Annotated in this window: 11 protein-coding genes; all 11 read left to right on the top strand. The window is 50.0% G+C overall.

What is annotated here, in order from left to right:
- The 11 genes from GMA8713_RS03220 (at position 1) to GMA8713_RS03170 (ending at position 13523) form a co-directional block, all read left to right on the top strand.
- Complete coding sequence (locus GMA8713_RS03220; protein WP_062705665.1) at positions 1 to 1131, top strand: sodium ion-translocating decarboxylase subunit beta; 1131 nt, start codon at positions 1 to 3, stop codon at positions 1129 to 1131.
- 103 nt (positions 1132 to 1234) lie between these two features.
- On the top strand, positions 1235 to 2170 hold the full coding sequence (locus GMA8713_RS03215; RefSeq protein WP_062705894.1) for an NADP-dependent oxidoreductase: 936 nt from the start codon (positions 1235 to 1237) through the stop codon (positions 2168 to 2170).
- The gene (gene yqaB, locus GMA8713_RS03210; RefSeq protein WP_062705664.1) at positions 2170 to 2757 is read left to right on the top strand and encodes a fructose-1-phosphate/6-phosphogluconate phosphatase; all 588 of its coding nucleotides are present in this window, start codon (positions 2170 to 2172) and stop codon (positions 2755 to 2757) included. Before GMA8713_RS03215 ends, yqaB begins: the two co-directional genes overlap by 1 nt.
- Positions 2744 to 3175 carry a YqaA family protein gene (locus GMA8713_RS03205; protein ID WP_046303721.1) on the top strand — a complete coding sequence of 144 codons (432 nt, stop codon included), beginning with the start codon at positions 2744 to 2746 and terminating at the stop codon, positions 3173 to 3175. The genes yqaB and GMA8713_RS03205 overlap by 14 nt, the downstream gene beginning before the upstream one ends.
- Positions 3176 to 3196: 21 nt before the next feature.
- A complete protein-coding gene (locus tag GMA8713_RS03200; RefSeq protein WP_062705663.1) occupies positions 3197 to 6025 on the top strand; it encodes a M16 family metallopeptidase in 2829 nt (942 codons plus the stop codon).
- Between the two features lie 112 nt (positions 6026 to 6137).
- Complete coding sequence (gene gshA, locus GMA8713_RS03195; RefSeq protein WP_084387642.1) at positions 6138 to 7712, top strand: glutamate--cysteine ligase; 1575 nt, start codon at positions 6138 to 6140, stop codon at positions 7710 to 7712.
- Between the two features lie 368 nt (positions 7713 to 8080).
- Positions 8081 to 8689, top strand: a complete 609-nt coding sequence (locus GMA8713_RS03190; RefSeq protein WP_062705660.1) for a transglycosylase SLT domain-containing protein — start codon at positions 8081 to 8083, stop codon at positions 8687 to 8689.
- A gap of 606 nt (positions 8690 to 9295) precedes the next feature.
- Positions 9296 to 10342, top strand: coding sequence for a LacI family DNA-binding transcriptional regulator (locus GMA8713_RS03185; RefSeq protein ID WP_198159444.1), 1047 nt, complete (start codon positions 9296 to 9298; stop codon positions 10340 to 10342).
- A gap of 80 nt (positions 10343 to 10422) precedes the next feature.
- Positions 10423 to 11667, top strand: coding sequence for an ABC transporter substrate-binding protein (locus GMA8713_RS03180; protein ID WP_062705658.1), 1245 nt, complete (start codon positions 10423 to 10425; stop codon positions 11665 to 11667).
- A gap of 82 nt (positions 11668 to 11749) precedes the next feature.
- Positions 11750 to 12655, top strand: a complete 906-nt coding sequence (locus tag GMA8713_RS03175) for a carbohydrate ABC transporter permease (RefSeq protein WP_062705656.1) — start codon at positions 11750 to 11752, stop codon at positions 12653 to 12655.
- Positions 12642 to 13523, top strand: a complete 882-nt coding sequence (locus tag GMA8713_RS03170) for a carbohydrate ABC transporter permease (RefSeq protein WP_062705654.1) — start codon at positions 12642 to 12644, stop codon at positions 13521 to 13523. Before GMA8713_RS03175 ends, GMA8713_RS03170 begins: the two co-directional genes overlap by 14 nt.

The raw sequence follows: 13523 nt of genomic DNA, 5'->3' as shown, positions 1-13523 counted from the left end.
ATGGAAGGTTTGTTAATCCTCTGGAGTGAAACCGGTTTGGCCAATTTTGAATTTGGCCAACTGGTGATGATAACTGTCGGTTGTATTCTTTTGTTTCTTGCCATTCGCAAGGGCTTTGAGCCCTTACTGCTGCTACCAATCGGTTTTGGTGCGGTATTGGCGAACATCCCGAATGCTGGTTTTACCGAGCCAGGCGGAGTGCTTTACTACGTCTACTATGTTGGCATCGAGTCCGGTATCTTCCCGCTGCTGATCTTCATGGGCGTGGGCGCGATGACAGACTTTGGTGCATTGATTGCTAACCCTCGTACCCTTTGGCTGGGCGCGGCTGCGCAGTTTGGTATCTTTGCCACCTTGTTTGGTGCCATCTTGCTGAACCTGATTCCTGGCATGGACTTCTCGCTGGCAGATGCGGCATCTATCGCCATTATCGGTGGTGCTGATGGCCCGACAGCCATCTTCCTTGCCAGTCGCTTGTCTCCAGACTTGCTGGGTGCGATTGCGGTTGCGGCATACAGCTACATGGCGCTGGTTCCAATCATCCAGCCGCCAATCATGAAGCTACTGACCAACGAAGAAGAGCGTAAGATCGAGATGCAGCAACTGCGTCACGTGTCGAAGACAGAGAAAATCATCTTCCCATTGGCGGTACTGATGATGGCGATTCTGTTCTTGCCTTCTGCGACACCGCTGGTTGGTATGTTCTGTCTGGGTAATCTGATGCGTGAATGTGGCGTGGTTGACCGCCTGTCAAACACGGCACAAAACGAGCTGATCAACATCGTGACCATCTTCCTGGGTCTGGCTGTGGGTTCTAAGCTTCAGGCAGAATCGTTCCTGAAGTTTGAAACGCTGGGTATTCTGGTTCTGGGTGCGGTCGCGTTCAGTATTGGTACTGCGGCTGGCGTATTGATGGCTAAGCTTTTGAACAAATACAGCAAAGACAACATCAACCCACTGATTGGTGCGGCAGGTGTTTCGGCTGTACCTATGGCGGCACGTGTGGTTAACAAGGTGGGTCTTGATTCCAACCCGCATAACTTTCTGTTGATGCACGCAATGGGGCCAAACGTCGCAGGCGTATTGGGCTCAGCGGTTGCAGCAGGTGTTCTGCTGGCACTGGTTGGCTAACCCTTTAAAATACGTTCACAAAATAATAAGGCGGAAGGCATTGAGTCTTCCGCCTTTTTTATTAACACTGGAAAAAACGCTGGTGCAGAAAAAGGACGAAACCATGCCACAGAACCTCCAACTTGCCATCACTGCTTTCGGTGAACCAGATACCCTCAAGCTGCAACAAACCGATATCCCAACACCATCTGAAGGTCAGGTACTGGTGAAAGTCGCGTTCGCTGGCGTTAACCCCATCGATGCTAAAACCCGTGGGGGTCTCGGCTGGGGTGCAGAGAAAATCAAAGACAGCTTGCCGTGGACGCCTGGCTTTGATGCAGCAGGTGTGGTCGTGCATGATAGCGGACAGTTTAAGGCTGGTGATCGCGTCGTGGGCCGTATTGTCGAAGGTGGGGGCTATGGCCAGTATCTTTGCGCCCCTTGTAATGCGCTTTCTTTTGTGCCGGAGGAGGTATCTCTGGAGCAAGCCTCAACGCTTCCCGTTGCAGGTCTGACAGCATTGCAGGCGCTTGAGTTGTTCAATACGACCAAAGACGACAAAGTACTGATCTTGGCAGGCGCAGGTGGCGTTGGCCATATTGCCATCCAGTTGGCGAAAGCCAAGGGCGCAGATGTCTTTGCCAGTTGCTCAGGCAAAAATGCAGAGTTTGTTTCTTCGTTGGGGGCTATCGCTCTGGATTATGGCAAAGCACCACTTGAACAGCAGGTTCAGGACATTGATGTTCTGATTGACCTGATGGGTGGTGATGTTGGCGAAGCGGCACTGGCTTCGGTGAAAACTGGTGGTCGTGTGGTCACTGTGCCAACTATCACGGCTCCGCGCATTATCGAAGCGGCAGAGAAACGTGGTGTCATTGCTCAGGGTATGCTGGTACAGCCGAATGTGACCCAACTTGATGCGCTGCTGAATGCGGTTTCGGACAAATCGCTTACTATCGAAATCAGTAAAATTTATCCGCTTGAAGACGGCGTTCAGGCGCATGTCGAAATTCAAAGCGGCAGAACCCGTGGAAAAATTCTTTTGGAGATCCCGCAATAATGAGTCGCTATGACAAATACGAAGCGCTGATTTTCGACCTCGATGGCACGCTGCTCGATTCCATGCCTGCGCACTTTGCTGCCTGGCAGCAAACGGCCTCTGACTTTGGGTTTGAGGTTGATGAAAGTTGGTATCACTCCCGTGGTGGCAGTCCGACGATTTTGACGGCTCAAACTTTGGTGAAAGAGTTGGGGCTGGCGATTGAGCCCCAAACATTGGCTGATCACAAAACGCAGTCTTTCAAATACCTGATGGAAGATCATCTTGAGCAACTGCCGTTTGTTGAAGTGGCCAAATACTATGCAGGCAAAAAGCCGATGGCAGTGGGAACAGGAACCTTGACTGACATCGCAGCGAGAATGCTGGAGAAATCAGGGCTTCTCCATTTGTTTGATTATGTAGTGGGGGCGGATCAGGTCTCCGCCCACAAACCTGCGCCGGATACCTTTTTGCACTGTGCGCAACTGATGAAAGTGTCACCGGAAAGGTGTCTGGTGTTTGAAGACGCGATATTTGGCATTGACGCTGCGGCCGCAGCAGGGATGGATGTCATAGATGTACGGGTGACAGACGTTGGATTGGATTAGTGGTGACTCTGCGCTGTGGGTCTTGTTTTCGACCGGTTTTCTCAGCGCAACCTTGCTTCCCGGTGGTTCAGAAGCCAACCTGATTTACCTTCTTAAACAGAGCGATTACGGTATCGCCATACTGGTCATGGTGGCGACTTTGGGTAATACCCTTGGTGGCATGACCAACTATTGGATAGGCCGTTTTATTCCCGCGCGAACCCTTAACCAAAAACACGGTCAAAGAGCCATTAGCTGGCTGCAACGTTATGGTTACTGGACCTTGCTGCTAAGCTGGCTTCCCATCATTGGTGACCCCCTTTGTCTTGCTGCCGGATGGCTGAGACTCAAACAACGTTGGTGCTGGATCTTGATAGCGATCGGCAAAGCGCTGCGTTATCTCATTCTGGCTCTGGTCACCCGAGGCCTTCTTTTTTAACGATCATAGAAAGGATAGTTAGTGCGTTATTTTATCCTCACTGCCGCTGTATTAGGGCTGTCGGGGTGTGGTGTGTATCAGGCCACTTCCCAGCCTTCGCTGCCTGAAGGCATCACGTTTATCGAACAAGAGAAAGCTGGCGAGAACACCCCGTCGATTCCGTATCAAAAATACCAGCTGAACAACGGCCTGACAGTGGTCTTGCATCCGGATGACTCTGATCCTCTGGTGCATGTGGACGTGACATATCATGTCGGCTCCGCGCGTGAAGAACCGGGTAAATCTGGTTTTGCGCATTTCTTCGAGCACATGATGTTCCAGGGTTCGAAGCATGTCGGTGATCAGCAGCATTTCAAGTTTGTCACTGAATCTGGTGGTAGCGTCAATGGCACCACTAACCGTGACCGCACCAACTACTATCAAACTGTGCCCGCCAATGAGCTGGAAAAAATGCTGTGGCTGGAATCGGACAGAATGGGTTTTCTGTTAGAGGCGGTCTCCCAGCGTAAGTTTGAAATCCAGCGTGACACGGTGAAAAACGAACGGGCACAAAACTTTGAAAACCGCCCATATGGCTTGGTCCATGAAACCCTGGCCTCGGCGCTTTATCCGCCAACTCACCCTTACAGCTGGCCGACGATTGGCTATGTGGAAGATTTGAACGGCGTTGATGTTGACGATTTGAAAGCCTTCTTCTTGCGTTGGTATGGACCGAACAATGCCACGCTAACCATTGGTGGTGATATCGACGTTGAGCAGACACTGAAGTGGGTGAACAAATACTTTGGTGATATTCAACGTGGACCGGAAGTGAAAACGGCGGACAAATGGCCTGTGACTATTGACGCTGACCGTTTTGTGACGCTTGAAGACAATATTCAGCAGCCAATGCTGGTGATGAGCTGGCCAACCGAATACCCGGGTGCGGATTCCCGCGTGGCGATCGATATGTTGGGCTCGGTGCTAGGACAAGGGCGAAACAGCCTGCTGTATCAAGATTTGGTGAAACCGGGGAAAGCGCTCAGTGCCAGTGCCTATCAGGATTGTGCCGAGCTTTCCTGTAATTTCCAGCTCTACGTGTTAGGTAACCGTGGTCAGGATCTTAGCGAGCTTCGCGGTGATGTCATGAAGGTGCTGGATTCACTGAAAGTGCGCGGCATTAAAGAAGACGATCTGGAACAGGTGAAAGGCAGCGCGGAAGCAGGTGCCGTTTTTGGCCTGCAAAGTGTGCAGGGTAAGGTTTCCCAGCTTGCGTCGAATGAAACCTTCTATGGTGACCCAGACAGGCTGGCAAGCTGGCTTGATGAGCTGAATGGCGTGACCACCCAAGACGTGGAAAATGCCTTTAACCGCTTTGTGTGGCAACAGCCTTCGGTGAATGTGTCTGTGGTGCCTAGAGGTCAAAAACGCTTGCAAGCGGCAGAGCAAAACTACACCGCAACTAGGGCGACATCATCCGGTGCGTCAGAAAAGCAGGTGATGCGTTACACCCCGGAAACGTTTGATCGCAGCGTACCACCGAGTCCTAACGGTTCAGTATCGGTGAAAGTGCCTGAGCTTTATCACGCCAAGCTGGGCAATGGGATTGAGATCTCTGGCGCTGAATCAAACGAAACGCCGACAGTGACTGTGCATCTGGTGCTTCCTGCCGGAAGTTTGATGGAGCCAAAGGGCAAAAATGGATTGGCGTCTCTGACGGCAGATTTGATATCTGAAGGCACGACCCATCGAAGCAGTGAAGATATTGCTGCTGAGTTAGATCGCCTTGGCTCAAGCATCAGTATCAGCGCGTCATCACGTGGCACCACAATCAGTGTTTCCTCATTGACCAAAAACCTGCGTGAAACTCTGACGCTTGCAGGGGACATGCTGTTTAATCCGCGCTTCGATAAAGCAGATTTCGATCGCTTAAAGAAGCAGGCACTGGAAGGTATTCATTTTAGTCACCAAACGCCGCAATGGCAGGCTGGGCAGGCCAGACGTGAAGTGCTCTACAGTGACCCCTGGCACGCTTTGCCGTCAGAAGGTACCAAGGAAACCTTGAATGACCTGACGCTTGATGATGTGAAACAGTTCTATGCAGATAATTACACGCCCAACAACGCTCGCCTGATTGCGGTCGGAGACATTGATAAGCAAACCTTGCTATCAAAGATCAATGGGTTGAGCCGTTGGAAAGGCCAGAAGGCCACTGCGCCAGCACCGGCAGAACGCAAGCAATATGCCGAGCCGCAAATCTGGCTGGTGGATAAACCCAGTGCGCCGCAAAGCGTGGTGCAAATGGTGCGTCATGCCATGCCTTATGACGCGACTGGTGAGATGTTCAAAACCCAACTGGCAAACTTCAACCTGGCTGGAAATTTCAACTCGCGACTTAACCTGAATCTTCGTGAGGACAAAGGCTACACTTATGGAGCCGGCGGCTATGTAGTGGGCAATCAGGACACAGGCCGTGTCGTATTTCAGGCGCAAGTGCGCGCAGACAGTACGGTGGATACCGTCCGTGAAATGCAAAATGAACTCAACGAGATGGCGGTGAGTGGCATCACTGACGATGAGTTGAAGTTCCTGCGACTCGCCGTAGGCCAAAAAGATGCGTTGAGTTATGAAACGCCTGGCGATAAAGCCGGTCTTATTGCCAACATGATGCGCCACCAGTTGCCGTCAGATTACAAAGCGCAGCAGAAAGCGATTATTGAGACGGTTTCAAAAGAAACCCTCAATGCACTAGCGGCAAAATGGTTCGAACCTGACGCGTATCAGGTGATTATTGTGGGAGATGCGGCGACACTTGAACCTGCACTTTCCACACTGGGACTGCCCGTAAAGCGTTTAGTGGTTGAGAATTAACCCCTAAACCTCGGCAGGGAAGCCAAGAGTAAATACAGTGAGATGGCTTTTGCCACCAAGAGTGATTATGCTTAGCCATCTTACTGCTTTATGACAATAAACGAGTGCAGCCTTGACTAGTTTCTCCCAAAGGTTGGAAGCGTTCTCCGCAAATCCGGAAGCGCTTAAAGGCATAGGCCGAGGTGTTGAACGCGAAGCATTGCGCATCACACCCCAAGGCACGCTGTCCTCCGACGCCCATCCAAAAGCGTTAGGCTCTGCCCTGACTCATCAATGGATTACCACTGACTTCGCCGAGCAATTGCTGGAATTCATCACGCCGGTGACCTATTCCGTGCCTGAAATGATCTCTCAACTGCAGGACATTCATCGATTCACCTATCGCACACTGGGCGAAGAATCTTTGTGGCCAATGTCGATGCCTTGTTATGTCGCGAACGAAGACGACATCACCTTGGCACAGTACGGTTCGTCAAACGTAGGTCGAATGAAGACCCTGTACCGTCAGGGGTTGAAGTACCGCTATGGCAGCGTGATGCAAATTATCTCCGGCGTGCATTTCAATTTCTCGTTCCCAAGCAGTTTCTGGCAGCAGTTGTTTGGCGATCAGACACCGTACGCAAGACAGGAATCCGTCTCAGAAGCGTATTTTGGTTTGATCCGAAACTACTACCGCTTTGGTTGGATGATCCCTTATCTGTTTGGTGCTTCACCAGCGCTATGTGGATCTTTCATCAACAAAACTGAGTCGAAACTGGATTTTAAAGAGGTGGGAAATGGCACCTGTTATCTGCCATACGCAACCTCACTTCGTCTGAGCGATTTGGGCTACACCAATAATGCACAAAGCAGCCTGAAGATTGGTTTTGATAGTCTAGAGCAATACCTGCAAGGTGTTCGCGCGGCAATTGGTACGCCGTCTGCTGACTTTGCCAAGATTGGCGTGAAAGACGAAAACGGTTATCGCCAGCTCAACAGCAACGTCCTTCAGATTGAAAACGAACTGTACGCACCGATTCGTCCAAAGCGAGTGGCGAAAAGTGGTGAAAAACCGTCTGAAGCGTTGGAACGCGGCGGTGTTGAATACATCGAAGTTCGCTCGCTGGATGTGAACCCGTTCAGCCCTGTCGGCATTGATGACTATCAGGTTTACTTTCTTGACTTGTTCATCACTTGGTGTGCGCTGTCTGAGTCAGCACCAATGACAGATTGTGAGCTGCAATGCTGGCGCGAGAACTGGAACAAAGTGGTGTTGGAAGGACGTAAACCGGGTCTGGCGCTGCAAATTGGCTGCGATGGCGAACAACTGACGCAAGCCGAGTGGGGACGCCGTGTCTTTGCTGATCTGGCTGAGCTGGCAATTGTGATGGATAAAGCTTACGGCGGCGATAAGTACCAGTCTGTTTGCAACGAGCTGTCAGGCTGGTTCGACAACCCGGATAAAACCCTATCAGCGAAACTGCTGAAAGATGTACTCGATAATGAAAGCATCGGTAAAGTGGGTCTTGGTATTGCTAAAGACAATCAGGCCTTGTTTGCCCAAGGTGACTACGAAACTTTCTCTAAGCAACAGTTTGAAGCAGAAAGCGAAGCCAGCCTGAAACGTCAGCAAGATGTGGAGCAAGGCGACGGTATCAGTTTTGAGCAGTATCTGGCCGAGTATTTTGGTGATAGTGTATCACTCTGATGTGATACTGCTTTAGCAATAAACAGGCTGGTATTCCCAGCCTGTTTTTTTTATACCCAAACAACCTGAAGATGCTCGCATTCAGAGGTCATCAATGCGTTCAATTCGAGGCGAATTTTACGAGGAATAGTCATTCTATTTCCGTGGAATTTAACGAAGAAGTGGGCGCATTGAGGCCCTCCCTTCGGGCGAGTTGACTGACGCCGTGCTCTTTGTTGTTCCTTTTTGATGGAGGTGACTACACCTACAAAGGAACGCCGCGATCACAACGCCAGTCAATCTCGCTGAATCCTGCATCTTCAGGTCGTTTGGGTATATGTACCAACAACGCGATAGATAGAAAAACGCGATAGACAGAAAGGACACCCATGCGCATTTCTCCCAAATGGCTGCTTGTTCTCAGCGCACTGGTATTGAGTGGCTGTGCGGCTCCTCCGCCTAAAAATCCCGATAATATTTGCAGCATTTTCCGCCAGTATGATGATTGGTACGAAGATGCGGTCGACATGGAAGATGAATGGGGAACGCCAATCCATATCGCAATGGCGTTTGTGAAACAGGAAAGTTCCTACGTTCATGATGCGTTACCTCCCCGAGACTATGTGCTCTGGGTGATCCCGTGGGGACGTGTCAGCAGTGCATACGGGTATGCACAGGCTCAGGATCCGGCTTGGTCTGATTACCAGAAAGCCACTCGAAATGGCGGATCCCGTACTGATTTTGGTGATGCGATGCAGTTTATCGGTTGGTACACCAGTGAGACTCAAAAGCAACTCGGTATTTCCAAGTGGGACGCTTACAACCAGTATCTGGCTTATCACGAGGGACGAGGCGGCTTTAAGCGCGGTACCTATAAGTCCAAGCCTAAAGTGATGCAGGTAGCGAGAAAAGTTGAGCGCCAGGCTCAGACATACGGCGGCCAGTTGAGAAGTTGTCGCGAAGAGCTTGAAGACAGTAGAAGCTGGTGGCCATTCTAGCTGGTTTCACAGAAAGGCCTGTTTCAGTTAACCAAAAGCGCCGGACCAGGCGCTTTTTCGCGTTTAGCTGGTCTATAGTCACCCAAATTTATAAATCGTAGAACCTCTATTCAGGTTGTCCAAAACCCACTTCGAATTGGCGTTGCCTGCTCGAATCGATATTCGTAATCAGGCGCTTTGAGTTTAACTTCGTGTTTAAACGCGTGAGTTTGACTAAGTGAATTTTCCATAGAAAGACTCAAATACCCATCTTTATGCTGCATAGATTAACGTCGTCGCTGACCATCACCAGACGGACTATCATTGACTGATAAGGCAGAGTGTCGGGCATATCAGAGTTGCTTGATGATACTCAACACACAGGAATCAGGATTATAGCCATTTGGGGTTTTGTCACGTGCCAATGAAATTTCGTGATCTATCCGATCTAACATGTAAATGATTAATTTAATTTTAACAAATTCGTGATGTTTATCGTATAAATACTTTTAATTGGCGCGTTTTTGTTCTATTTTTTCACAAGAATTTCACATGGAAGGTTCCAAAAGCATTTTTGTGGGTGATGAATAAATTATCTCGATGTCGTGCTTTTTGGATGTGGTGGCTATGAAAGCTAAAGATGGAAAGGGTTTTCCTCAAAAACGTGTCACGATGATTGATGTGGCTAAAGCTGCTGGTGTCTCAAAATCTACAGTTTCATTGGTACTCAATGGCAGTGAGTCAGTCAGTGATGAGAAAAAAAAGCGGGTCAATGAGGCCTGCAGAACCCTAGGCTACGTCTATAACGGCGGGGCTGCTAGCCTGCGTGGCGGGCGTTCTAAAATTGTAGCCATCCTCTCTAACAATCTTACAAGTCCCTATTTCAGCCAAATAATTAAAGGGCTGGAGCCTTACCTTGATGAGCTGGGTTTTATCCCTGTGATTATGGACGTGAACGAAAGTCTGGAACGTCAGAATCAATTTGTTCATGCGCTTCGCGGTCACAATGTGGCTGGCATTATTATCACGCCGGCCCCCGGAACAGACAATCGTTGGATCGATGACATTGTTGCCACTGGTCTTCCTATCATCTCAATTATGCGTGAAGTCGAGAACTCACTGTCACCAGCGGTGATGGCAGAAAACCGCTTAGGTACCTATCTGGCGACGCGCTCTTTAATAGAGTTAGGGCACAAACACATCGCTTTTGTCGGTGGCTTGGAAGCATTTTTTGATCTGAAACTTCGCAGACAAGGCTTCATGGACGCCATGAGTGAGGCAGGCCTAGATGTGCCAGTCGATTACATCCAACAAAGTCCAAGTAGCCGAACTGGCGGGCACAACGCAACTGCTCAGCTATTGTCATTGGCCCCAGAAGTGACGGCCATTGTTTGCTTCACCGACGTCGTGGCTTACGGCGTTTATACCGCTTTACGAGAAGCCGGAAAACAACCGGGTGAAGATATCTCTGTAATTGGATTTGATGATTTGGAAGATTCTCGTTTGATACACCCCAGCCTCTCGACAGTGAGGGTTAAGGGAGAAGATATTGCGCGGGAAGCATGTTACTTGCTGCAACGCTTACTGGCTCAACAACAGACACCTAATAAAATATTAGTCGGTGTTGAGTTGGTTCAGCGACTATCTACGCAGGCACCCAAAAGCTTGTTTTAACAAGCTTTGTGTAGGTAATAGCCGCAAGTTGTTTGGGTACACGGACCTAACGGTCATGTCACGAAACAAACGAGGTAAACATGAAAAATCAACTGGTAATGTCAATGCTATCAGCTGCTGTCGCATTAGGAACGGCGACCTCAACACAGGCTGAAGATGTAGAAGTGCTGCACTGGTGGACGTCGGGCGGTGAAGCCGCAGCGCTGAATGTGCTTAAGGATGATCTGGCGAGCCAGGGCGTCGGCTGGCAGGACATGCCAGTTGCCGGTGGCGGCGGTGGTAACGCAATGACGGTTCTGCGAGCTCGCGTCACCTCGGGTAATCCTCCTACGGCGGTACAAATGCTGGGTTTTGATATTCAGGATTGGGCTGCGGAAGACGTTGTTGCCAACCTGAATGGGGTGGCTGCAGCAGAAGGCTGGAACACTGTTGTTCCTAATGCGCTGCAAAACTTCGCCAAATACGACGGCAAGTGGGTATCTGCACCGGTCAACGTTCACTCGACCAACTGGATTTGGGCCAACAAAAAATTACTGGATAAAGTGGGCGCAAAACAGCCGACCAACTGGGACGAGCTGATTGATACGCTGGATAAGCTGAAAGCCGCTGGCTATATCCCATTGGCTCATGGTGGTCAGGCTTGGCAGGATGCGACCATCTTTGATGGTGTCGTACTGACGACGGGCGGTATCGATTTCTACCGTAAAGCGATGGTAGATTTAGATCCGAAAGCACTGGGTTCAGACACTATGGTCAAAGTCTTTGACCGTATGTCACAGCTACGTGGCTATGTGGATAAGAACTTCCCGGGTCGCGACTGGAACCTGGCATCAGCTATGGTGATTGAAGACAAAGCAGGCATGCAAATCATGGGTGACTGGGCGAAAGGTGAATTCCTGAAAGCCGGTAAGAAGCCAAATGAAGATTTCCTCTGCTTCCGTATGCCAGGCACGCAAGGCATGGTGACCTTCAACTCCGACCAATTTGTGATGTTCGATGTGGGCGACTCGGATGCGCAGAAAGCGATGGCAAAAGCCATTATGTCTCCGGAATTCCAGTCTGCATTTAACGTGGTGAAAGGGTCAGTGCCTGCACGTACTGATGTGTCCAATGAAGCGTTTGATGCGTGTGGTAAAAAAGGAATGGCGGATCTGGCAGAAGCCAACAAAAACAACACGCTTGTCGGTAGTATGGCCCATGGCCATGCAGCGCCAGCAGCAGTGAAAAACGCGGTCTATGACGTGGTGACTAATCACTTCAATGGCGGAATGGACTCCAAGCAAGCGACGAAAGCACTGGTTGCTGCTGTTCAGGATGCTCAATAATCCAATGGAAAAGGGGAAGGGCTAACCACCTTCCCCTTTTTATTCTGCGGATAGTCGTTTCTCGTTGTTTGAAGGATCAACCATGGCTTCACAAGGAAAATACAGTTCACGCCAGTTCTGGCAGCAACTGTTGCCTAAAATTGTTATTGCTCCCTCGTTCGCGCTGATCCTCTTTTTTGTTTATGGCTTTATCGCCTGGACAACCTATATCTCGTTCAGCCGTTCGCGGATGCTGCCGAACTATAACCTCGATGGGGTTCGGCCTTATGAAAAACTCTGGAACAGTCTTAACTGGCAGGTGGCGCTCGAAAACCTCGCCATCTTCGGCATTCTCTACATTGTGATTTGCTGTGCTTTGGGACTGTTGCTGGCGATTTTACTCGATCAGAAAATTCGCATTGAAGGCGGATTACGTCCTATTTTTCTCTACCCTATGGCACTGAGTTTTATCGTGACAGGTACTGCCTGGAAGTGGTTCCTAAACCCAGGTCTTGGGCTGGAAAAAACCATGCATGAACTGGGGTGGGAGAGTTTCAGCTTTGATTGGCTGATTAACCCGGACATGGCGATATACACCGTTGTCATCGCAGGTGTTTGGCAAACCTCGGGCTTCGTGATGGCTATGTTCCTCGCAGGGCTTCGTGGTATCGACAGTGAAATGCTAAAAGCCGCTCAGCTTGATGGGGCATCGTCTTTCCAAATGTATCGCCGCATTATTATTCCTCAGCTCCGCCCAGTATTCTTGAGCGCCTTTATTGTACTCGCGCACATGGCGATCAAGAGCTATGACCTGGTTATCGCGCTGACTGGCGGTGGCCCAGGAAATGCCACCGCATTGCCTGCCACCTTTATGTACTCGTACACATTCTCACGAAACCAGATGGCTGTAGGTTCAGCGAGTGCCATCATCATGCTGATGACCATTGCAGCGATCATCATCCCTTATCTCTACAGCGAGTTGAAGGAGCCGAAGCATGGACAGCATTGATAACAAATCACCGTTTCAAGGCGCTAAATTCTGGCGTGTGCTGATTTACACCACGCTTATTGTTTTTGCCTGTATGTACCTGCTTCCCTTGTTTGTAATGATGGTGACATCCTTTAAAGAGCTGGATGAAATCCGTCAAGGGAACATGCTGGCGCTACCGGAGGTGTGGACAGTTGAACCCTGGAAAGCTGCGTGGGGAACTGCGTGTATTGGCCTTACCTGCGAAGGGATCAGTGGTTACTTCGGCAACTCTATTGCTATCACTGTGCCGGGTGTTCTGCTCTCAACCATTCTGGGTGCGCTAAATGGCTATGTACTGACTAAATGGCGTTTTCCCGGTCACAAATGGGTGTTCGGATTGATGCTGTTTGGCTGTTTCATTCCCTTCCAGGTGGTGTTGGTTCCAATGAGTCAGGTACTGGGCACCTTGGGGATAGCGAATACTACACCAGGACTGGTGATGGTGCATGTGATCTATGGTTTGGGTTTCACCACGCTGTTTTTCCGCAATTATTACGAAGCGTTTCCTAGTGAGTTGATACGTGCCGCTATGATTGATGGTGCAGGCTTCTTCCGAATGTTCTTCCGTATTCTGCTGCCAAGCTCTGGCCCAATCATTGTGGTAACCATCATCTGGCAGTTCACCAATATTTGGAACGACTTTCTGTTCGGAGCATCATTTGCATCTGGCGATACTGCGCCGATCACTGTAGCGCTAAACAACCTGGTGAACTCTTCCACGGGTGTAAAGGAATACAACGTGCACATGGCTGGCGCCATGATTGCCGCGCTGCCCACCCTTTTGGTTTATGTCCTGGCCGGTCGCTATTTCGTACGCGGTTTGATGGCTGGCTCAGTAAAAGGATAA

Source organism: Grimontia marina (assembly GCF_900060185.1).
Taxonomy (GTDB): domain Bacteria; phylum Pseudomonadota; class Gammaproteobacteria; order Enterobacterales; family Vibrionaceae; genus Enterovibrio; species Enterovibrio marinus.
Note: the sequence above shows the minus strand (reverse complement) of the source record. Positions and strands in the feature narration are given on the sequence as shown.

Excerpts from the sequence above, each read along its gene's own strand:
- GMA8713_RS03220 (WP_062705665.1), top strand. The coding sequence starts at position 1 with ATGGAAGGTTTGTTAATCCTCTGGAGTGAAACCGGTTTGGCCAATTTT.
- GMA8713_RS03215 (WP_062705894.1), top strand. The coding sequence starts at position 1,235 with ATGCCACAGAACCTCCAACTTGCCATCACTGCTTTCGGTGAACCAGAT.
- yqaB (WP_062705664.1), top strand. The coding sequence starts at position 2,170 with ATGAGTCGCTATGACAAATACGAAGCGCTGATTTTCGACCTCGATGGC.
- GMA8713_RS03190 (WP_062705660.1), top strand. The coding sequence starts at position 8,081 with ATGCGCATTTCTCCCAAATGGCTGCTTGTTCTCAGCGCACTGGTATTG.
- GMA8713_RS03185 (WP_198159444.1), top strand. The coding sequence starts at position 9,296 with ATGAAAGCTAAAGATGGAAAGGGTTTTCCTCAAAAACGTGTCACGATG.
- GMA8713_RS03180 (WP_062705658.1), top strand. The coding sequence starts at position 10,423 with ATGAAAAATCAACTGGTAATGTCAATGCTATCAGCTGCTGTCGCATTA.
- GMA8713_RS03175 (WP_062705656.1), top strand. The coding sequence starts at position 11,750 with ATGGCTTCACAAGGAAAATACAGTTCACGCCAGTTCTGGCAGCAACTG.
- GMA8713_RS03170 (WP_062705654.1), top strand. The coding sequence starts at position 12,642 with ATGGACAGCATTGATAACAAATCACCGTTTCAAGGCGCTAAATTCTGG.